Annotated in this window: 16 protein-coding genes; 10 read left to right on the forward strand and 6 right to left on the reverse strand. The window is 72.0% G+C overall.

What is annotated here, in order from left to right; genetic code table 11:
• The first annotated feature begins 112 nt into the window (after positions 1-112).
• Positions 113-5602: a carboxyl transferase domain-containing protein gene (locus ACGFIQ_RS19415; protein WP_393245335.1), complete on the forward strand. Its 5490-nt coding sequence runs from the start codon at positions 113-115 to the stop codon at positions 5600-5602.
• A gap of 130 nt (positions 5603-5732) precedes the next feature.
• Here ACGFIQ_RS19415 and ACGFIQ_RS19420 read toward each other — a convergent pair whose 3' ends face one another.
• On the reverse strand, positions 5733-6311 hold the full coding sequence (locus tag ACGFIQ_RS19420) for a sigma-70 family RNA polymerase sigma factor (RefSeq protein WP_393245337.1): 579 nt from the start codon (positions 6309-6311) through the stop codon (positions 5733-5735).
• Between the two features lie 188 nt (positions 6312-6499).
• On the opposite strand from ACGFIQ_RS19420, the gene ACGFIQ_RS19425 reads away from it, so the two are divergent.
• The 6 genes from ACGFIQ_RS19425 (at position 6500) to ACGFIQ_RS19450 (ending at position 12830) form a co-directional block, all read left to right on the forward strand.
• Positions 6500-7084: a hypothetical protein gene (locus ACGFIQ_RS19425; protein WP_393245339.1), complete on the forward strand. Its 585-nt coding sequence runs from the start codon at positions 6500-6502 to the stop codon at positions 7082-7084.
• Between the two features lie 6 nt (positions 7085-7090).
• Complete coding sequence (locus ACGFIQ_RS19430; protein WP_393245341.1) at positions 7091-8323, forward strand: efflux RND transporter periplasmic adaptor subunit; 1233 nt, start codon at positions 7091-7093, stop codon at positions 8321-8323.
• The gene (locus tag ACGFIQ_RS19435) at positions 8320-9009 is read left to right on the forward strand and encodes an ABC transporter ATP-binding protein (protein WP_393245343.1); all 690 of its coding nucleotides are present in this window, start codon (positions 8320-8322) and stop codon (positions 9007-9009) included. The genes ACGFIQ_RS19430 and ACGFIQ_RS19435 overlap by 4 nt, the downstream gene beginning before the upstream one ends.
• The gene (locus ACGFIQ_RS19440; RefSeq protein ID WP_393245345.1) at positions 9006-10235 is read left to right on the forward strand and encodes an ABC transporter permease; all 1230 of its coding nucleotides are present in this window, start codon (positions 9006-9008) and stop codon (positions 10233-10235) included. The genes ACGFIQ_RS19435 and ACGFIQ_RS19440 overlap by 4 nt, the downstream gene beginning before the upstream one ends.
• A 73-nt stretch (positions 10236-10308) precedes the next feature.
• Positions 10309-11010 carry a response regulator gene (locus ACGFIQ_RS19445; protein WP_393245347.1) on the forward strand — a complete coding sequence of 234 codons (702 nt, stop codon included), beginning with the start codon at positions 10309-10311 and terminating at the stop codon, positions 11008-11010.
• Positions 11007-12830 (forward strand): ATP-binding protein, encoded by a 1824-nt coding sequence (locus tag ACGFIQ_RS19450; RefSeq protein ID WP_393245349.1) that lies wholly within the window; start codon positions 11007-11009, stop codon positions 12828-12830. Before ACGFIQ_RS19445 ends, ACGFIQ_RS19450 begins: the two co-directional genes overlap by 4 nt.
• 47 nt (positions 12831-12877) lie before the next feature.
• Here the strand turns inward: ACGFIQ_RS19450 and ACGFIQ_RS19455 are convergent, their stop codons facing one another.
• From ACGFIQ_RS19455 to ACGFIQ_RS19470, 4 genes are all read right to left on the reverse strand, one after another.
• Entirely contained in the window at positions 12878-14239 is a 1362-nt protein-coding gene (locus ACGFIQ_RS19455) for a carbohydrate-binding domain-containing protein (RefSeq protein WP_393245351.1), read from the reverse strand.
• Positions 14240-14377: 138 nt separating this feature from the next.
• The gene (locus ACGFIQ_RS19460) at positions 14378-15286 is read right to left on the reverse strand and encodes a hypothetical protein (RefSeq protein WP_393245353.1); all 909 of its coding nucleotides are present in this window, start codon (positions 15284-15286) and stop codon (positions 14378-14380) included.
• Between the two features lie 33 nt (positions 15287-15319).
• Positions 15320-16117, reverse strand: coding sequence for an SDR family NAD(P)-dependent oxidoreductase (locus ACGFIQ_RS19465; protein ID WP_393245354.1), 798 nt, complete (start codon positions 16115-16117; stop codon positions 15320-15322).
• Positions 16118-16162: 45 nt separating this feature from the next.
• The gene (locus ACGFIQ_RS19470) at positions 16163-17002 is read right to left on the reverse strand and encodes a fumarylacetoacetate hydrolase family protein (protein WP_393245356.1); all 840 of its coding nucleotides are present in this window, start codon (positions 17000-17002) and stop codon (positions 16163-16165) included.
• 106 nt (positions 17003-17108) lie between these two features.
• Here ACGFIQ_RS19470 and ACGFIQ_RS19475 point away from each other — a divergent pair, with 106 nt between their 5' ends.
• From ACGFIQ_RS19475 to ACGFIQ_RS19485, 3 genes are read left to right on the forward strand one after another with little or no spacing between them, the layout of a single operon-like run.
• Positions 17109-17819 (forward strand): (Fe-S)-binding protein, encoded by a 711-nt coding sequence (locus tag ACGFIQ_RS19475; protein WP_393245358.1) that lies wholly within the window; start codon positions 17109-17111, stop codon positions 17817-17819.
• Positions 17816-19261 carry a lactate utilization protein B gene (locus ACGFIQ_RS19480; protein WP_393245360.1) on the forward strand — a complete coding sequence of 482 codons (1446 nt, stop codon included), beginning with the start codon at positions 17816-17818 and terminating at the stop codon, positions 19259-19261. Before ACGFIQ_RS19475 ends, ACGFIQ_RS19480 begins: the two co-directional genes overlap by 4 nt.
• Positions 19258-19866, forward strand: coding sequence for a lactate utilization protein C (locus ACGFIQ_RS19485; protein WP_393245362.1), 609 nt, complete (start codon positions 19258-19260; stop codon positions 19864-19866). Before ACGFIQ_RS19480 ends, ACGFIQ_RS19485 begins: the two co-directional genes overlap by 4 nt.
• Here ACGFIQ_RS19485 and ACGFIQ_RS19490 read toward each other — a convergent pair.
• On the reverse strand, positions 19855-20553 hold the full coding sequence (locus ACGFIQ_RS19490) for a hypothetical protein (protein ID WP_393245364.1): 699 nt from the start codon (positions 20551-20553) through the stop codon (positions 19855-19857). The two genes, ACGFIQ_RS19485 and ACGFIQ_RS19490, sit on opposite strands and share 12 nt — an antisense overlap.
• Positions 20554-20830: the final 277 nt, after the last annotated feature.

Genomic DNA, 20830 nt, shown 5'->3' on the forward strand with positions numbered 1-20830 from the left:
TGGTTCGGTGATTGCGCCATAGCGCTGGCCGCCTCCAGACGGAAGGGTGATCACTGCTGGGAGCCGTCCTCTCGCGGTACGCAGTTCGAGGTCTAGTTAAGGGGTCAGTCGGGTGTTCAACCGTGTCGCCATCGTCAACCGAGGTGAAGCCGCCATGCGGCTCATCCACGCGGTCCGCGAGCTGGCTGCGGAAACCGGCAGACAGCTCGAAACCGTCGCTCTCTACACCGACGTCGACCGCACCGCCACCTTCGTCCGCGAAGCGGACATCGCCTACGATCTCGGTCCCGCATCCGCTCGCCCGTACCTCAATCTCGCGGTGCTGGAGCGTGCCCTGACCGAGACCGGTGCCGACGCCGCGTGGGTCGGCTGGGGTTTCGTCGCCGAGGATCCGGCGTTCGCCGAGCTGTGCGAGAAGATCGGCGTCACGTTCGTCGGGCCGAGCCCGGACGCCATGCGCCAACTCGGCGACAAGATCGGCTCCAAGCTGATCGCGGAGGAGGTCGGCGTGCCCGTCGCGCCGTGGAGCCGCGGCGCCGTCGAGACCCTGGACGCGGCCCGGGCGGCGGCGGACGAGATCGGCTACCCGCTGATGTTGAAGGCGACCGCGGGCGGCGGCGGGCGCGGCATCCGCGTGGTCCGCAGCGAGGCCGAGCTTGTCGACGCGTACGAGCGGACCAGCCAGGAGGCGGCGCGGGCGTTCGGCAGCGGCATCGTGTTCCTGGAGCGCCTGGTCACCGGCGCTCGGCACGTCGAGGTCCAGGTGATCGCCGACGGGCAGGGCACGGCGTGGGCGCTCGGCGTGCGCGACTGCTCGGTGCAGCGACGCAACCAGAAGGTCATCGAGGAGTCGGCGTCGCCGGTGCTCGACCCGGCGCAGGCCGCCGAGCTCAAGACGTCGGCCGAGCGACTGGCCATCGCGGTCGGTTACCGGGGCGCGGCGACCGTCGAGTTCCTGTACCACCCCGGCGACCGGCTGTTCGCGTTCCTCGAGGTCAACACCCGTCTCCAGGTCGAGCACCCGATCACCGAGTTGACATGCGGGTTCGACCTGGTCAAGGCGCAGCTGCACGTCGCGTCGGGCGGACGGCTGGAGGGTGCGCCGCCGGCCGAGCGCGGGCACGCCATCGAGGCGCGGCTCAACGCCGAGGACCCCGACCGTGACTTCGCGCCGTCGCCGGGGCGTATCGCGCGGCTGGACCTGCCCAGCGGCCCCGGCATCCGGGTGGACACCGGCGTCAGCGAGGGCGACACCATCCCGGCCGACTTCGACTCGATGATCGCCAAGATCATCGCGTACGGCCGCGACCGTGACGAGGCACTCGGCAAGCTGCGTCGGGCGATGGCGAACACCACGGTGATCATCGAGGGTGGCGCGACGAACAAGAGCTTCGTGCTCGACCTGCTCGACCAGCCCGAGGTGATCGACGCCAGCGCGGACACCGGCTGGATCGACCGCGTCCGCGCCGAGGGCCGGCTCGTCACGCACCGGCACTCCGCTGTCGCGCTGGCCGCCGCCGCCATCGAGGCGTACGAGGAGGACGAGCGCATCGAGCGGCAGCGGCTGCTGTCCACGGCGTCCGGTGGGCGCCCGCAGGTGCAGCACGCCAGCGGTCGCCCGTTGGACCTCAAGTTGCGCGGCGTCGGCTACCGCACGCGCGTGGCCCGGGTCGGCGCGCACCGGTTCCGCGTCGGCATCGAGGTGGGCCCCGTGGTGCGCACCGCCGACGTCGAGCTGGACCGCTTCGACCGGCACACCGGCCAGATCGTCGTCAACGGCATCCGCTACCGCCTGCTCACCGGCACCTACGGCCCGACGCACCTGGTCGAGGTGGACGGGGTCACGCACCGGGTCAGCCGCGACGAGGGCGGCGTCCTGCGCTCCCCGATGCCCGCGCTCGTCGTCGCCACGCCGCTGGAGATCGGCGCCGAGGTGGAGGCGGGCGCACCCGTGCTGGTGCTGGAAGCGATGAAGATGGAGACGGTGCTGCGGGCGCCGTTCAAGGCGCGGCTGAAGGAGTGCGCCGTCTCGGTGGGCAGCCAGGTGGAGGCGGGCGCGCCGTTGCTGCGCCTGGAGCCGATCGCGGACGAGGCAGGCGAGACCGCTGCCGGCCCGACCGCCGAGGCCGTCGAACTGGACCTGCCCACCGCCACCGAGGACGTGCCGGCGTACGAGCGCAGCAGGCGCGGTCAGGAGGACCTGCGCGGCCTACTGCTCGGCTTCGACGTCGACCCGCACGACGAAGGGCGGGTTCTCGACGACTACCTCACCGCCCGACGGGCCGCCACCGGGGCCGGTCCGCGATCCTCGGGCGCGGCGACCAGCCGGCGGCCCCTGGCCGCCGAACTCGACCTCATCGAGGTGTTCGCCGACCTCGCCGAGCTGAGTCGCAACCGGCCGACCGGCGAGGACGGCGGCGCCGCGCACGTGCACAGCGCCCGCGAGTACTTCCACACCTACCTGCAGAGCCTCGACGTCGAGCGGGCCGGGGTGCCGGACGCCTTCCAGACCAAGCTCGCCAAGGCGCTCGGCCACTACGGTGTCACCGACCTGGAGCGCTCCCCCGCCCTCGAAGCGGCGGTCTTCCGGATCTTCCTCGCCCAGCAACGCGCGTCCGCCGACGCCACGGTCATCGCGACGCTGCTGCGCGCCTGGCTGCGGGAGACCCCGCCGGACGAGGCGCTGCGCGAGCCCGCCGGACTCGCCCTGGAACGGCTGATCGCCGCGACGCAGGTCCGCTTCCCCGCGATCGCGGACCTCGCCCGTGGCGTGGTGTTCGCCTGGTTCGCCCAGCCACTGCTGCGCCGCAACCGCGCCCGCGTCTACGCCGGGGTCCGTGGGCACCTGCGGCACCTGGACGCCCACCCGGACGCCCCGGACCGCGCCGAGCGCGTCGCCGAGATGGTCCGCAGCACCGAACCACTGGTCCGGCTGCTCGGCCAGCGACTCGTCCGTGACCACCTCGACAACGCGGTGATGCTGGAGGTGCTGACCCGGCGGTACTACGGCAACAGGGCGCTCACCAGCGTACGCACGCACGAGGTCGCGGGCTGCACGTTCGTCGTCGCCGAGCGTGCCTACTCCAGTGTCGTCTCCGCCGCGGTGCGCTTCGACACGTTGGGCAGCGCGCTGCGCGGGCTGGCCGAGCTGGCCACCGACGAGGACTCCGTCGACGCCGACATCTATCTCGGCTGGGAGAACCAGCCGGAGGACTTCGACGCGTTGGCGGCGGCGCTGGCCGAGGTCATCGCCGCGCACCCGCTGCCGCCCCAGGTGCGTCGGGTCACCACCACCGTCGCGGGTCGCGGCGGGGCGGTCATGCACCACCACTTCACCTTCCGCCCGTCGGGCACCCAGCTCACCGAGGACCGGCTGATCCGTGGCCTGCACCCGTACATCGCGCAGCGGATGCAGTTGGAGCGGCTGCACAAGTTCGACCTGACGCGGCTGCCGGCGACGGACGAGGAGGTCTACCTCTTCCAGTGCGTGGCGCGGGACAACCGGGCGGACGACCGCCTCGTCGCGTTCGCGCAGGTGCGTGACCTGACCGAGCTTCGCGAGCAGGACGGCCGCCTGGTTTCGCTGCCGACGACCGAGGACGCCATCGCCGCCTGCCTCGACTCGATCCGCCGTGCCCAGTCGCGGCGACCGTCGAAGACCCGCTTCAACACCAACCGGATCGTGGTCTACGTCTGGCCGCCGAGCGAGCTGACCCGCAAGGAGATGGAGATGATCGCCGGGCGCGTCCGCCCGACGACAGTGGGTGCCGGCCTGGAGGAGATCCTGTTCATCGCGCGGCAGCGCGACCGTCGGACCGGCGAGCTGACCAAGATCGCCGTACGGATCACGTTCGACGCCACGGGCGGCGCGGAGCTGGCCGTCGGTGAGCCGCCGGTCGAGCCGATCGAGCCGCTGGACGAGTACCGGCTCAAGGTGCTGCGCGCCAGCAGCCGCAACACCGTGTACCCGTACGAGCTGACCGGCCGACTCGGTGCCTTCGTCGAGCACGACCTCGACGCCGACCACGCGTTGGTGCCGGTGGACCGGCCGAAGGGGCGCAACAGCGCCGCCATCGTGGCCGGGGTGGTCACGACGCCGACCGAGCGGCACCCGCAGGGCGTCACCCGGGTGGTGCTGCTCGGTGACCCGACCAAGGCGCTGGGCGCCCTGTCGGAGCCCGAGTGCCGGCGCGTGATCGCCGCGCTGGACCTCGCGGAGCGGATGAACGTGCCGCTGGAGTGGTGGGCGCTGTCCGCCGGGGCCCGGATCTCCATGACCACCGGCACGGAGAACATGGACTGGGTGGCCGCGGCGCTGAAGCGGATCGTCGAGTTCACCCAGGCCGGCGGCGAGATCAACATCGTCGTCGCGGGCATCAACGTCGGCGCGCAGCCCTACTGGAACGCCGAGGCGACGATGCTCATGCACACCAAGGGCATCCTGGTGATGACACCCGACTCCGCGATGGTGCTCACCGGCAAGCAGTCGCTCGACTTCTCCGGCGGCGTGTCCGCCGAGGACAACTTCGGCATCGGCGGCTACGACCGGGTGATGGGGCCGAACGGGCAGGCACAGTACTGGGCGCCCACCCTGACCGCCGCGCGCGACGTGGTGATGTCGCACTACGACCACACGTACGTCGCGCCCGGTGAGGACGCCCCGCGTCGGGCGGTCACCACCGACCCGGCGGACCGCGACATCTCCGACTTCCCGCACGACGTCGCGGGCAGCGCCTTCCGCACCGTCGGGGAGATCTTCTCCGTCGAGTCCAACCCGGACCGCAAGAAGCCGTTCGACATCCGTACGGTGATGCGGGCCCTCTCCGACCAGGACCACCCGGTGCTGGAGCGCTGGGCGGGCATGGCGGATGCGGACACCGCCGTCGTGCAGGACGTCCACCTCGGCGGCATCCCGGTCTGCCTGCTCGGCATCGAGTCCCGGTCGGTGCCGCGGCACGGCTTCCCGCCCACCGACGGGCCGGACACCTACACGGCGGGCACGCTGTTCCCCCGCTCGTCGAAGAAGGCGGCGCGGGCGATCAACGCGGCCAGCGGCAACCGGCCGCTCGTCGTCCTGGCCAACCTGTCCGGCTTCGACGGCTCACCGGAGTCGATGCGCAAGCTGCAGTTGGAGTACGGCGCCGAGATCGGCCGGGCGATCGTGAACTTCCGGGGGCCCATCGTCTTCTGCGTGATCTCGCGCTACCACGGCGGTGCGTTCGTGGTGTTCTCGAAGGCGCTGAACCCGAACATGACGGTCCTCGCCCTGGAGGGCTCGTTCGCCTCGGTGCTCGGTGGCGCCCCGGCCGCCGCGGTGGTGTTCTCCGCCGACGTCAACGCCCGCACGGCGGCCGACCCCCGGGTGCGGGACCTGGAGGCCCGCGCCGCGGCCGCCGCCGGCACCGAACGCGCCGCGCTGACCGCCGAACTCGACGAGCTGCGCTCGTCGGTGCGCGCCGAGAAGGTCGGCGAGGTGGCGACGGAGTTCGACCGGGTGCACAACATCCAACGCGCCGTCGAGGTCGGCTCGGTGGACGCCGTCATCCGCGCCGCCGAGCTGCGTCCGCGCATCATCGAGGCCATCGAGGCCCGCCTGGCGTAACGCCAGGGTTGGCGTCGACCGGGGACCAGCCTGATCAGGCTGGTCCCCGGCACCTACCGCTGGACGGGGGCCCGCTACCCGCAGAGTTGAGCCCTCGATAGCGCGTCGAGCACCGCGGCGGTACCCACCGTCAGCCGGTTCGCTGCTCGCGGGTCGGGCCGCCCTCGGCCTGCCAGGCGGCGACGAGATCCTCGCGGGCCCGGGCGACCCGGGAACGGATGGTGCCGACCGGGCAACCGCAGACGTCCGCCGCCTCGGCGTAGGACAGGCCGAGCACCTGCGTGGCGACGAACGCCTCGCGACGCTCCGGGCTCAGGCCGGCGATCATCTGCTGGAGGGTGACGCCCTCGTCGGCGCCGGCGGTGATCGCACCGGCGGCCTCGGCCGCCGCCTGCCAGTCCGCCACCGAGGCCAACCGTGGCCGGGCGACCGCCGTCCGGACGTGATCCACGGCAACGCGTCGCGCGATGGTGAACACCCAGGTGCGCGCCGACGACCGGCCGGCGAAGCCGGGCAGGTTGCGAAACGCCCGCAGGAACGTCTCCTGGGTCAGGTCGTCGGCCTCACCCGGCCCGGCCAGGTGCGACAGGAAACGCCGGACCTGATCCTGCAGGGCCCGGACGAACGCGGTGGCGGCCTGCCGGTCGCCCCGGCCCGCCTCCTGCGCCCACCGGGTCACCTGGTCGTCGTCAGCGGCGCCGTTGCGCACAGACCACCGTCCTGGGTGCCACGGGCGCTCCTCCATGCCGAGATGCCGTCGTCGGATCGCGCCGCTCAGCCGCGCACTCTGATGGTCGGTGGCCGGCCCGGGAAAGTTCCCGAGACCTGACCGCACCTGTGCGAAAACGGCGTGCGTACCTAACAAATAGCTGACATGCGGCGATCAGGCTGGCTCGCATGCACAAAGCGAATGTGAAGATCACCGGTTTGGCGGTCCTGCTGTTGTCGCTCGCGGCCTGCGGCGACGACCCGAAGGCGGCGGAGCCGCAGGTGGCCGCGCTCCCGGGCGCGACCACGTCGGCGAGTGCCGGCCCGGCCGCGTCGAGCAACGCCGCCGACCGTCAGCTCCCCCTCGGCGCGACCAAGCAGGAGGTCGACCGCCTCTACGAGGCCTACTACGCCTGCTGGACGCAGCACGGTGTGCCGTCGGCGCCGGGGAAGGGCGGAAACGGTGGTCCGCTGCTCAGCTACAAGATGGACGAGAAGAAGTATCAGCCGGCCGTGGACGCGTGCGCCGACAAGGAGCCGCTGGGCCCGCCGGAGCTGGACCCGCACCAGAACCCGAACTTCGCCGACGACCTGCGCGAGAAGCTGCAGTGCGTCCGGGACCAGGGCCTGTCGATGGAGATCCGGCAGGGGGGCACCGACAACGCCAACATCTGGGTCGCGCCGGAGACCAAGGCCAACCTGGAGAAGGCGAACAGCGACGCGGGGATGGAGATCCAGCGTCAGTGCGAGATCTCGGCCTTCACGCAGAGGTAGCCGACCGTGCGGACGAAATCCCTCATCATCACCATCACGTGCGGCGTGCTCGCGCTGGGCGGCGTGGCCTACGCCGTCCACGCCGGCGCCGGCGACGACTCTCCGGCCGCGCAGCCGGCCGCGGCCAGGGTGGCCACGGCCGAGGTGGTCCGGACCGACCTCTCCGACTACTGGGCCGAGAGCGGCACGGTCGGCTATCGCAAGCAGCGCACCCTGCGGGGTGTCGCGCCCGGGGTGCTCACCTGGTTGCCCCAGTCCGGCAGCACCATCGCCCGCGGCGACATCATGTACCGCTCCGGTGACCGCCCGGTGATCCTCTTCTACGGGTCGTCGCCGATGTTCCGCGACATCGACGTGGTCGGCATGGTCGGCCGCGACGTCAAGGTGCTGGCCGACAACCTTCGGGCGCTCGGCTACCGGATCGGCTCCCAACCCGCACCGGGGACCCGGGTGACCGTCCAGGGTGGGCCGCCACCGGCCGCGAACGACCCGGGCACGAACGAGCAGGGTACGAGCGGGGAGGCCACGAACGAGGGGGCCAGCAAGCCGGGTTCGCCGCCGACAGCCTCCGGCACGGGGGCGTACCAGACCGTCGTGACCAGCCAGGACGCCGTCTTCACCCGATCGCTCAAGGACGCCGTGAAACGCTGGCAGACGGCCAAGGGGGTACGTCCGGCCACCGGCACCGTGACACTCGGCGACATCCTGGTGCTGCCCGGTGCGGTGCGGGTGGGCACCGCCTCGGCCCAACTCGGCGACGACGCCACCGGCAACCTGATGGCGATCAGCGATCAGGCCAAGGCGGTCACCGTCGAGATCGACGCCAGCCGGGCCGACGACCTTCGTGCGGGGCAGAAGGTGCAGATCACCCTTCCGGACAGCGCACACACCAGTGGCACCATCACGTCGGTGAGCAGCAACGTCCAGGCCGCCCAGTCCGACGGCGACAATCCGGGCGCGGAGGGGCCGAAGGTGCAGGTCGTCATCGCGGTGGACGACGCCTCGGCGATCCAGAACATCAGCTCGGCCACCGTCGAGGTCCGGTTCACCGGCACCACCGAGCGCGACGTACTCGCCGTCCCGGTCGGCGCACTGCTCGCGCTCAGCGGTGGCGGTTACGGCGTACAGATCTCCGACGGTGCCCTGACCGCGGTGAAGGTGGGCCTGTTCGCCGACGGCATGGTGCAGATCAGCGGTACCGGCATCACCGTCGGCACCAAGGTGGTGACGACGTCGTGACCGCGGTCTTGGAGATCGACGGTGCCACCCGGCGCTACGGCGAGGACGTGACGGCGCTGCGCGACGTCTCGTTGCGGATCGACACGGGCGAGTTCGTGGCCATCCTGGGGCCGTCCGGATCGGGAAAATCCACCCTGCTCAACATCATGGGCACGCTGGACCGGCCCACCGAGGGTCGGGTGCTGATCGGTGGGCGGGACGTCACCACCATGTCCGACCGGCACCTGTCCAGCCTGCGTGGCCGGTGGCTGGGCTTCGTGTTCCAGCAGTTCCACCTCACCGACGGGCTGACCGCGACCGAGAACGTCGCGACCGGTCTGCTCTACGCCGGCGTACACCGCCGGCACCGCCGGGCGCTGGCCCTGGCGGCACTGGAGCGGGTCGGTCTGGCCCACCGCGCCGACCACCACCCGCAGGCGCTCTCGGGCGGTGAACGCCAACGGGTGGCGATCGCCCGGGCGCTCGTCAACCGGCCCGCCCTGGTGTTGGCCGACGAGCCGACCGGGGCGCTCGACGTGGCCACCGGGTCGGCCGTGCTGGACCTGCTGACCGAACTGAACCGGGAGGGGACCACGATCGCGCTGATCACCCACGATCACGAGGTGGCCGCCCGGGTGCCCCGACAGCTCCGCATCCGCGACGGCCGCCTGGTGTCCGACTCCGCGGCGGGCGGTGGGCCGGCATGAGGCGTACCCGGCACGAGGCGAGGCTGGATCGGGACGCCGCACCGGTCCGGCTGGCCCCGGCCGACCTGGTCGGCCTGGGTCTGCTCGGCATCCGGACGCGCACGGCCCGGGCCGCCCTGTCGGCGCTCGGCATCGCCATCGGCATCGCCACCCTGGTCCTGGTCACCGGGATCCCCGCGTCGAGCCAGCGGGCACTGGAGGAGAAACTGGCCGCCCTCGGCACCAACCGACTGCAGGTCACACCGGCGCCCAACCGCGAGCCACCGGTCCAGCTGCCCGTCGAGTCGGTGGACATGGTGTCCCGGATCGCGCCGGTGACGGTGGCGAGCGCGACCGCCGACTTCGGGCTGAACGTCGCCCGTTCCGACCGGACCGGCGCCGGCGACTACAACGCCATCGCGGTCGTCGCCACCAGGACGAACCTGCTCGCGGCGATCGACGGCCGGGTACGCTCCGGCCGTTTCCTGGATCCCGCGATGGAACGCCTGCCGACGGTGGTCCTCGGCTCGGTCGCCGCCCAGCGGCTCGGCTTCGCCACCGTCGACCTCTCCGAGCCGCTCCAGGTCCACCTCGGCGGGCAGCGGTTCACCGTGATCGGCATCCTCGACCCGGTGCCCCTCGCCCCCGAGATCGACCGCTCCGCGATGATCGGCTGGGAGGCGGCCAACCGCTGGCTGCGCTTCGACGGGCACCCGACCCGGATCTATGTGCAGACCACCGACGCCCAGGTAGTGGCGGTACGCCAGGTGCTGGCCGCCACGGCCAACCCGGAGCATCCCAGCGACGTGCAGGTCAGTCGTCCCTCGGACGGGCTCGCCGCCAAGCAGGCCGTGCGGCAGACCTTCAGCTCGCTGCTGCTCGGGCTGGCCGGGATCGCGTTGCTCGTGGGCGGTATCGGGGTGGCCAACACGATGTACATCTCGGTGCTGGAGCGACGCCGCGAGATCGGCCTGCGTCGGGCCCTGGGCGCCAACCGGGGCCAGGTACGCATCCAGTTCGTGACCGAGTCGATCGTGCTGTCGGCGCTCGGCGGAGCGGCCGGAGTGCTGGCCGGCGCGGTGGCCGTCGCCGGTTATGCCACCCTCCAGCACTGGCCGGTGACCATCCCACCGACGGCGGCCGCCGCCGGGTTGGGGGGTGCGCTGATCATCGGGGTGTTGGCCGGGGTCTACCCGGCGATGCGGGCGGCCTCGCTCGACCCCACCGAGTCACTGTCCAGTGTCTGAGCAGTCGTTAGGAATCTGTCAGGTCGGGCCTGGAACCGGTTCGGTGCCGGATCGCCGGCCTATCATCGCCGGCATGTGTGCGATGGTCCTGGTCGCTGACGACGATCCGCGGCACGCGGAGGGAATCCGGCGCTATCTCGTGGCCGCCGGCCACGAGACGATCGTGGTGCACGACGGGCGGGCGGCGCTGGACGCCGCCCGCCGGGCCCGGCCCGACCTGCTGATCCTGGACGTGATGATGCCGGGGTTGGACGGCTTACAGGTATGCCGCACGGTGCGGCAGGAGTCGGACGTCCTGGTGCTCATGCTCACCGCCCGCAGCGCCGAGAGTGACCTGCTGCTCGGCCTGGAACTCGGCGCCGACGACTACCTGACCAAACCGTTCAGCCCCCGGGAGTTGGTGGCCCGCACCCGTACCCTGCTGCGCCGCGCGCCCCGGGGCGCGCCCGCGCCGACCGACCGGGGCGTCCGGCAGATCGGTCGGATCAGCGTCGATCCGGTCGGGCACCACGTGACTGTCGACGGCGAGCGGATCGAGTGCACCCGTGGCGAGTTCGCCATCCTGGCCGCCATGTCCGAGCAACCGGACCGGGTCTTCACCCGAGCGCAGCTGCTGCACCACACCCGTGGCCTCGATCGCAGCTCGACCGAGCGCACCATCGACGTCCACATGATGAACCTGCGCCGCAAGATCGAGACCGACCCGAGACGACCTCGGCAGTTGCTCACCGTGCACGGTGTGGGCTACAAGTTGGCGCTGGGCCCGACACCGTGAGCGGGGACCAGGTGCCGCTGCGGCACAGCCTGGTGACCCGGCTGCTGGTCGCCGCCGTGGTCATCGCGCTGGCCGCGATCTCGGCCACCGCCTGGCTGGCGGCGACGACCACCACCCGAGCGATCAACTACGAGCAGGGCGGCGCGGTCGCCGACCAGAAGGCCCTCTACCAGGCGCTGCTCGGTTACGCGGCCACCCACCACGACTGGTCCGGGGCCGCCGCCCTGGTGCGATCGCGCGCCGCCGAGCTGGACCGCCGCATCACGCTCACCACCGACGACCACCGGGTCATCCTCGACTCGCAGACCGGGCCGGCGCTGCGGAACACCAGTCCCGCGGCCGTGGTGGATCCGCTGCAGGTCGACCTGGGCCTGACCGGCGGCGACGAGCACATCGACGAGCGGGCCGTCGGGCCCTACGTCGTGCCGACCGAAGACCGGTACGTGCTCAGCGAGGTGGCCAAGAACAGCCTGGCCTGCTTCCACAAGGTGGGCTACGACGGGGTCATCGAGGTCGCGGAGACCGGCCGCCCGAGCGTCGTGCTCACCAACGTCCGCGCCGAGGCCGAGCGACCCCTGACCCGGTCCGTGACCGAGAGCTGCGGGTTCGCGCTCGACAGCCTGGTCAGCGCGGCCGAGAAGAAGGCACTCCAGACGCTGAGCACCCTGACCGCCCGCTGTCTCAACCTCGGCGACCGTGCCTCCGAGCTGCGCATCACGCCGACCTTCGATGCCTATCTGGGTGAATCGGCGGTCGTCCGGACCGCGCACGAGAAGACCGAGGTGAAGCCACCGTCGCTGCTCGAACCGGCCGGGCCGGTCGGCGTCGTGCGGGGCTGCGTCGAATCAGCGCGCAGGACCCAACTCCGGCCGTACGTGGCGCCCCGCGCGTTGCTGTTCGTCACCGCCCCCGGCACCGGCGACACCACGCTGCGCCTGTCCGGCGGCAGCATCGGACGAATCGTGGCGGTCACCGGCGCGGTCCTGCTCGCCACCGTCGCGGCGACAGTGCTTGTCGGCCGGCGCCTGGTGCGGCCACTGCGCACCCTCGCCGACGCGGCCGATCAGCGCACGCCCGCCCCGGTGTCCGGCCGCGACGAGATCGGCCGGTTGGCGCGCGCCCTCAACGACTCCGCGCAACGCCGGGAACGGGCCGAGGCGCAACGCCGCACCATGGTCAACGACGTGGCACACGAGCTGCGTACGCCACTGAGCAACATCCGCACCTGGCTGGAGGCGGCGCAGGACGACCTGGCCCCGACCGACGCGCAACTGCTGGCGCTGTTGCACGAGGAGGCGCTGCTGCTCCAGCACATCATCGACGACCTCGGCGACCTGGCCGCCGCCGACGCGGGCACGCTGCGCATCGACCCGGAACCGACCTACCTGCGGGACGTGCTCACGCAGGTGGTCGACAGCCACCGGGGCAGCGCGCTCGCGGCCGGGGTGCGCCTGGAGCTCAGCGTCGTGGCGGACCCGGTGGTGCAGGCCGATCAGGTACGCCTGCGGCAGGTGGTCGGCAACCTGATCTCGAACGCCATCCGGTACACCCCGCCCGGCGGCTCGGTCGCGGTCGACGCGGACGGCACGACCATCTCCGTACGGGACACCGGCAGCGGCATCGCCCCGGCCGACCTGCCGAAGATCTTCGACCGTTTCTGGCGGGCCGACGAGTCGCGCAGCCGGGTGACCGGCGGCAGTGGCCTCGGCCTGGCGATCGCGCGCCACCTGACCGAGGCACACGGCGGCACGATCGAGGTGCGGAGCGAGGTGGGCCGGGGCACGCACTTCACCATCCGACTCCCGGGCCTCGGCGGTTGAAACGGCGGTTCCGCCGCCAACCGCCAAGACCACAGCAGGGGTACGCGTCAGCGGACCACCCCGATGCCGGTGAACGACCTGTCGTACTCGGTGAACGACCGGTTGTCGTGCGGCGCGTAGATCCAGGTCCGCAGCGAGTTGGCGGCGGTGTCGACCTCGACCAGGCGGACCGGGTTGGTGGAGTTGGAGTGGAACGTCTGGAGGAACGAGTAGATCTTGTTGCCGTGGACCCCGGTGTCGACCCGGTTGCCGGCGATGCCGGTGTGACCGGAGAAGACGAACCGGACGTTGGCGTACTGCTTGACCAGGTTGTCGAACAGATACTGCGGGCTGGTCTCGCCGTAGCCGGCGCTCTGCTCGATGGCGCCGTTGCCGTCGATGTAGTCGTGGGTGACGACGATGACGTTGTGCCGGGGGTTGGCGGCGACGACGTTCCTGGCCCAGTTGACGGCCGCGACCCGGGGCCACAGCTCCAGGGTCAGCACCATCCACCGCACGCCGCCGGCTTCGAAGGTCGAGTACGAGTTGTCGACCTTGCCAGCCTCGAACTGCCCCGTGACCGCCCGGTACTGGCTGACGGTGAAGTACCTGTTGAACACGGTGGTGTCGCGCAGGAGTTCCCGGGTGCGGGCGGGGTCGCGGGCCGAGCCGCCGGGGCCGGTGGCCTGGGTGTCGTGGTTGCCGAGGGCCAGCGCGTACGGGATGGCGGCGTTCTCGATCGGCCGCATCGCGTTGCGGGCGATGACGTACTGCGCGTGGTCCGGGGTGTCCCAGTTGACCACGTCACCGGAGGAGGTCACGAAGCGCAGGTCCAGCGCGGACCGGTTCTGCACAAGCCAGTTGGTGCGGTTGAGGAAGCGGGTGTCGCTGGTGTTGAGCACCTCCTGCTGGGTGTCCGGCAGGACGGCGAAGCTGAACTTCGTGTCGGTGGCGCCGGCGGTCTCCATCCGCGCGTACGCGACGTGGACGTTGCGGTCGCAGGCGTCGTCCCGGAAGTCGTTGACGAACTGGATCCGCACGGTGTGCTGGCCGGCGCCGACCGCCGTGCCGACCGGGTACGTGCCGTAGCTGGTCGCGCTGACGATGGTGGTCTCGCCGACACTGACGCCGTCGACGGTCACCCGTACGGTCGGCCAGCCCTGGCAGTTGTCACCGATGGCACCGATCAGCACCCGCCCGGAGCCGTTGACGCTCGTGGTGGCGTGATGGGAATTGCTCCACAGCGACGCGTGCGTTCCGGAGGCGGGCACCGGGGTGCCGGTCGCCGGTCGGATCGCACCGCCCACGACGCTGAACGGGGAGGGCTCGGCCGCGTGCCCGGTACCGCCGACGAATGTTGCCCCCGCCGCGGCGAGCGTCACCGCCGCGGCAATCGCCCCGAACCTTGACCTGGATCTTCTGATACGCACCGCTGGTCCTCTCCTGCCGACATAGGCCCAAGAACTGGACATTCGCAGCCTAGAGAGGATCTGTACAACGCATGTGAATGTTTGGAAACCATCCTGAGTACGCGGGCTGCACTCCCCGGGGAGGCGACCGGCTCCGCCCTACCGCGAGGTGCCGCCGCGTCGACCAGCGCCGGCGGTGGAGGGCCGGTGGGCGATGCGGGGAGCCCGCACCGCCGAGGAGTTGCCGGATCCCGGGCGGAAGTCCCGGGCCGCGCTGGCCACCATCTCGTCGGGATCGCGGGCGAGGGCCTGCCGGATGTGCGCCGGCACGATCTCGCTCGTCGCCATGGCCAGGCGGACCTGGACCGAACGGTCGTCGAGCAGCAACGCCAGGTCGGCCTCGCCCAGCTCGACCGCACGCACCAGCGCGGCACGGACGTCGACCACCGGGTCCGCGGCGAGCGCGCTGCGCTGCGCGGCGGTGGTCCGCGGGTTGCGGGCCACCCCCTTGCGTACGCGTGCGGTGCGATCGGCCAGCAGGGCGGTGATCGCGCCCGGGTCGTGGGTGTGGGTGGCGAGTCGTTCGCGTACCTCGGGTGAGACGTCGTCGACGAGCTTGGCGGCCAGCTCCGGTTCGAGGTCCCGCCGTTCGGCGAGGAGACCGCGAAGCTCCTTGTCCGATGCCTCGGACATGGCCCGGCGGACCGACTCGTCACAGGCCGGGTTGCTGGCGACCGCCCACCGGATCCACCGGTCGGCGTCCTTGACCAGACGCATCAGGTTGGCGATCGAGGTCGAGGGGTTCCTCGCCACGGCCTCCCGGACCTGCCGATCATGGTCGCGGGTCAGCGGGCGCAGGGCCTGCGCGGGTGCGTCGGCCCGAGCGGCGACCGCCTTGCGGACCACGGCCGACGGGTCGGACGCCAGGTCGATGAGGGTCATCTGCGGCGTGCTGGGGTCCTGTGCGAGAGCGAGCCGTGCGTCAGCGTCGCCACCGATCGGACGGTGGTCGGTGACGTCGGACCCGCTGTGACGGTCGGGCTCGCCGACGTCCTGCTGTTTCCCCATGGGCGCAATCATGTCACGGGCCGCCGGCGACCCTCAGGAGACGACCGCTCCCGGCCCGGCGGGGCCGGATGCGGGGGCGACCCGGGCGGGTACCCGCAGGCCGGACATGCCGCCATCCACCGGGAGTGACGACCCGGTCACCGACCCGGTGGCGGGCGACGCCAGGTAGACGACGGTGGCGGCCACCTCGTCGGCGGTCACCAGGCGGCCCGTCGGCTGTCGGGACGCGAGGTGCCGTTTCTCCGCCGCCGGATCGTCCGCGCCGGCGAGCAGGCGGGCCACCCAGGGCGTGTCCACGGTGCCGGGGGCGACACAGTTGACCCGGACCCCCTCGGCCACCAGGTCGGCGGCCATGGCGAGGGTGAGGGCGTGCACGGCACCCTTCGACGCCGAGTACAGGGCACGTCGGGGCAGGCCGACGGTCGCCGCGATCGAGGAGATGTTGACGATCGCCGCGGCCGACGACCGGCGCAGGTACGGCAGCGCGACGGCACTCGTGCGGGCCACCCCGGAGACGTTGACGTCGAGCACCCGGCTCCACACCTCGTCGTCGTCGTCCTCCACCGTGCCCACGGCGGAGATGGCGGCGTTGTTGACCAGGATGTCGATGCCGCCGAACCGCTCGGCGACCGAGGCGACGGCCGCACCGAGGGAGGACCGGTCGGCCACGTCCGCCCGGACGCCGTGGACGCGAGGATCCTCGGGGAGATCCGACAGGTCCAGGTCCAGTACGCCCACCTGGGCGCCGGCGGCCACGAACGCCCGCACACAGGCGTGGCCGATCCCCGAGCCACCTCCGGTCACCACCGCCACGAGACCGTCACACCGCATCCTTCTCTCCCCTCCTGAGCAGTCCTCCGAGTCGACGCACCGCCGTCAGGCGCTGCGCAGCGTGTTGCGCTGCCGGCCGAGGCCGTCGATCTCGACCTCCATCACGTCACCGGCGGCCAGGTACGGGAAGCGGCCGGAGAGCGCCACACCCTGCGGGGTGCCGGTGTTGATGACGTCGCCCGGGTCCAGGACCGTGTACTGGGACAGGTGCCAGACCAGGTACGCCACGTCGAAGATCATGTCTTTCGTGGTGGAGTCCTGGCGGGGCTCGCCGTTGACCCAGGAGCGCAGCCGCAGCGCCTGCGCGTCGTCGATCTCGTCGGGGGTGACCAGCCACGGGCCGAGCGGCTGGAACGTCTCGCAGGACTTGCCCTTCGACCACTGGCCACCGGAGACGGCGAGCTGGAAGTCGCGCTCGGAGACGTCGTTGGACAGCACGTACCCGGCGATGTGCGCGGCGGCGTCGGCCGGCGAGGCGAGGTAGCGGGCCCGACGACCGATCACCACCGCCAGCTCCACCTCCCAGTCGGTCTTCGTGGAGCCACGCGGGATCAGGACGTCGTCGTGGGGGCCGACGACGGTGTTGGGCGCCTTGTAGAAGATGATCGGGGCGGTGGGTGGCTCGGCGCCCGACTCGGCAGCGTGCGCGGCGTAGTTCTGCCCGACGCAGAGGACCACACCGGGACGGGCGACCGGCGCGCCGACCCGCTGACCGGTGACGTCGATCTCGGGCAGGTCGGTGGCCTCGCGGACGCGCCGGACGCCGTCTCCGCCGAGGAAGTCCGCGTCGATGTCGGCGGTCAGCGACGAGAGGTCGAAGTGCCGCCCGTCGACGGACAGGACGGGGCGTTCCTGGCCGACGGGGCCGACGCGCATGAATCTCACGAACCATCCTCCGGTGCCTGGTGGCGGCAGAGCCGTTTCCGATAGGATCTTGCTCGCCAGTGTGTACTCGCTCACACCAACACAGTCAAGGCGGGTCGACGCCGCCATGCGGATTGCCCTGTTCATCACCTGCGTCAACGACCTCGCCTATCCGTCCACCGGCATCGCGGTCACCCGCGTCCTGCGGCGGCTCGGCCACACCGTCGACTTCCCCACCGGCCAGACCTGTTGCGGGCAGATGCACGCCAACACCGGTTACCGGGCCGAGGCGATGCCGATGGTGCGCCACTTTGTCGACGTCTTCGACACCTACGACGCCGTCGTCGTGCCGTCCGGGTCGTGCACCGCGATGATCCGCGACCAGTACCCGCGGCTGCACCCGCCCGCCACGTCGGTGGCCGGCCGCACCTACGAGCTGTCCGAGTTGCTGGTCGACGTCCTCGGCGTCACCGACGTCGGTGCCGAGTTCCCGGAGACGGTGACCTACCACCCCACCTGTCACGGCCTGCGACTGCTGCGACTGGGTGACCGGCCACTGCGACTGCTGCGCGAGGTGCGCGGCATCCGGCTGGTCGAGCTGGCCGACGCCGAGGAGTGCTGCGGTTTCGGCGGCACCTTCGCCCTGAAGAACCCGGACGTCTCCACCGCGATGCTCACCGACAAGTGCGCCCGGGTCGGCGAGACCGGGGCGCGGGTGCTCGCCGCCGCCGACAACTCCTGCCTGGCGCACATCGGGGGTGGCCTCGCCCGGCACCGGTCGGGCGTGCGGGCCCTGCACTACGCCGAGATCCTCGCCGCGACGGGGGCCACCTCGTGACCCGCCCGGTCGCACCGGCCACCGGAGACGGGCGGATCCGCACCCCGCTGCCCTTTCCCACCGCGGCGAAGCCGGCAGTCGCCGACACCCAACTGCGGGCCAACCTGCACCGGGCCACCCGCACCATCCGCGGCAAGCGCGCCCGGGTGGTCGACGAGGTGCCCGACTGGGAGGCTCTGCGCGACGCCGGCTCGGCGATCAAGGCGGACGTCCAACGGCGGCTGCCGGAGCTGCTGGAGCAGTTCGAGGCGTCCGCCACCGCTGCCGGCGCCACCGTGCACTGGGCCCGGGACGCGGCCGAGGCCTGCCGGATCGTGGTCGAGCTGACCCGGGCCGCCGGGGCCGACGAGGTCGTGAAGGTCAAGTCGATGGCGACCCAGGAGATCGAGCTCAACGAGGCCCTGGAGGCGGCCGGGATCGCCGCGTACGAGACCGACCTGGCGGAGCTGATCGTGCAGTTCGGCGAGGACACCCCCTCGCACATCCTGGTGCCGGCGATCCACTACAACCGGACGCAGATCCGGGAGATCTTCCTCCGCCGCATGCCGGACGCGCCGGCCGACCTCAGCGACGAGCCGGCCGCCCTGGCCGAGGCGGCCCGCGCACACCTGCGACGGCGGTTCCTCTCGGCCCGGGTCGCCGTGTCCGGCGCCAACTTCGCCATCGCCGACACCGGCACGCTCGTGGTCGTGGAGTCCGAGGGCAACGGGCGGATGTGCCTCACCCTCCCGGAGACGCTGATCAGCGTCGTGGGCGTGGAGAAGCTGCTGCCGACCTTCACCGACCTGGAGGTCTTCCTGCAACTGCTGCCGCGTTCCTCGACCGGCGAGCGGATGAACCCGTACACCTCGATGTGGACGGGCGTCACCCCGGGTGACGGCCCGCAGGACGTACACGTCGTGCTCGTCGACAACGGCCGGTCCGCGGTGCTGGCCGACCCGGTCGGGCGGCCGGCGCTGTCCTGCATCCGCTGCTCCGCGTGCCTCAACGTCTGCCCGGTGTACGAGCGGGCCGGCGGGCACGCGTACGGCTCGGTGTATCCGGGGCCGATCGGCGCAATCCTGTCGCCCCAACTGACCGGCGTGGCCGACAACGCCTCGCTGCCGTACGCGTCCACGCTCTGCGGCGCCTGCTACGACGCCTGCCCAGTGAAGATCAACATCCCGGAGATCCTGGTCCACCTCCGCCAGCAGGCCCCGCATCCACCTGCGGAACGAGCCACCATGCGCGTCCTGTCCTGGGTGATGCGCAGCCCTCGACGCTGGGCCGCCGCCCTGCGCCTGGCCCGCACCGGCGCGGGCCCTCTCGGGGCGTACCGCGAGCGGCGCACCGGCGCCCGGACGCTGCGCCGGCTGCCCTGGCCCGCCTCGGCGTGGACCCGCTCGCGGGACCTGCCGCTGCCCGCGCCGCAGACCTTCCGGGAATGGTGGGAGCAGCAGTGAACGCCCGCGACGAGATCCTGGCGCGACTGCGGATGGCCCTGGCCGACAACCCGCCCCCGGTGCAGGTGCCCAGCCGATACCGCCGGGCCGACGACCGCACGGACCTGGTCGCGGTCCTCGTCGACCGCCTGGTGGACTACCGGGCGACGGTCCACCGTGGGCTGGACGCCCTGGCCGGGCTGCTAACCGAGGTGGACCGACTCGCCGTCCCCACCGACGTCCCCGCCGACTGGCTGGCCGGCCACACCGGGCAACTGCACCGCGACGCTCCCCCGCTGACACCTGCCGCGCTCGACACGATGGACGCGGTCCTGACCGGTTGTGCCGTGGCGGTCGCCGACACCGGCACCATCATCCTCGACGCCGGCCCTGCCCAGGGGCGGCGCGCGCTCACCCTGGTGCCCGACCGGCACATCTGCGTCGTCCGCGCCGACCAGGTCGTCGGCCTGCTGCCGGAGGCGCTGACCCGACTGGACCCGCGCGCGCCCCAGACCTGGATCTCCGGCCCGTCCGCGACGAGCGACATCGAGCTCAACCGGGTCGAGGGCGTGCACGGCCCACGCCGGCTGGAGGTCGTGCTGGTCGACGGCACCTCAGGGGCGTGACGCCACGGCCCGCATTCGTCGCCGTCGCCTCGACACCAGCAGCACCCCGGCCGCGACCACCAGTGCCCCACCGACGAGAGCCGTGACCCCGATCCCCGGCGGGACGGCCGCGCCGCTGCCACGGCGGGTGCTGACCACGGCCGGCGTGCCGTCGAGAATCCAGTCGTGGGAGTCCTCGCCCGCGCCGTACACCGCGCGTTGTCCGTCCGGGCCGGTGGCCGCCGCACGGTACGCGGGGTCGAGGTCGGTGAGCATCCGCACCGCGACGGTGACCGTGTGGACCGGCCCGGGGCAGGTGTAGTCGACTGTGGCACCGACCCTCGCCAGGGCCTTCGACTCCGCGACAGCGCCGGGACAGGCACGCGTGCCGTCGGCCACCGTGATCTGCCTGAGCAGGTACGCGGAGAACAGCTCGGACGACGCGAGCACCGCCGGATCCGTCGCGCGGTAGTCCACGGCACCGTCGAGCAGCACGCGGTCGGACGGCAGCAGGCCGAGGGAGACGCCGAGCAGCGTCAGGTCGTCGGGCCCGCCGACGCGCCACCGCACCCGGACGACCTCTGGGCGCTGGTCGTCGCGCGCGATGGACACGGTCTGCGGGTCACCGGACGGGTGCCCGGACACCGGGGCCGGCACGGCCAGGACGGTCGCGGCGACGGCGAGCACCGCCAGTGGGAGGGCGGTCACCGCGCTCCGTCGACGACGTCTGGGCAGGGGCACGAAACGCTCCGGGATAGCGGCGGCAGGATCGCGCCCACCGTGTCGAACGTGCGGAAACAGGCAGCTCCGGGCGGGTGATCCACACCAGACCGCGACGTGAACAACAGTCGGCCCTCGGCATGACGCACAATTATGGCAATTGCCAAAGCATGGCAACTGTGCCACCGTGATGATCAACGGTTACGGCCCCGCGCCCACCCGACCAACGACTCCTCCCCACACCACAGGAGCCCTCCGTGACCCG

The organism is Micromonospora sp. NPDC048898, from assembly GCF_043198035.1.
GTDB lineage: Bacteria > Actinomycetota > Actinomycetes > Mycobacteriales > Micromonosporaceae > Micromonospora.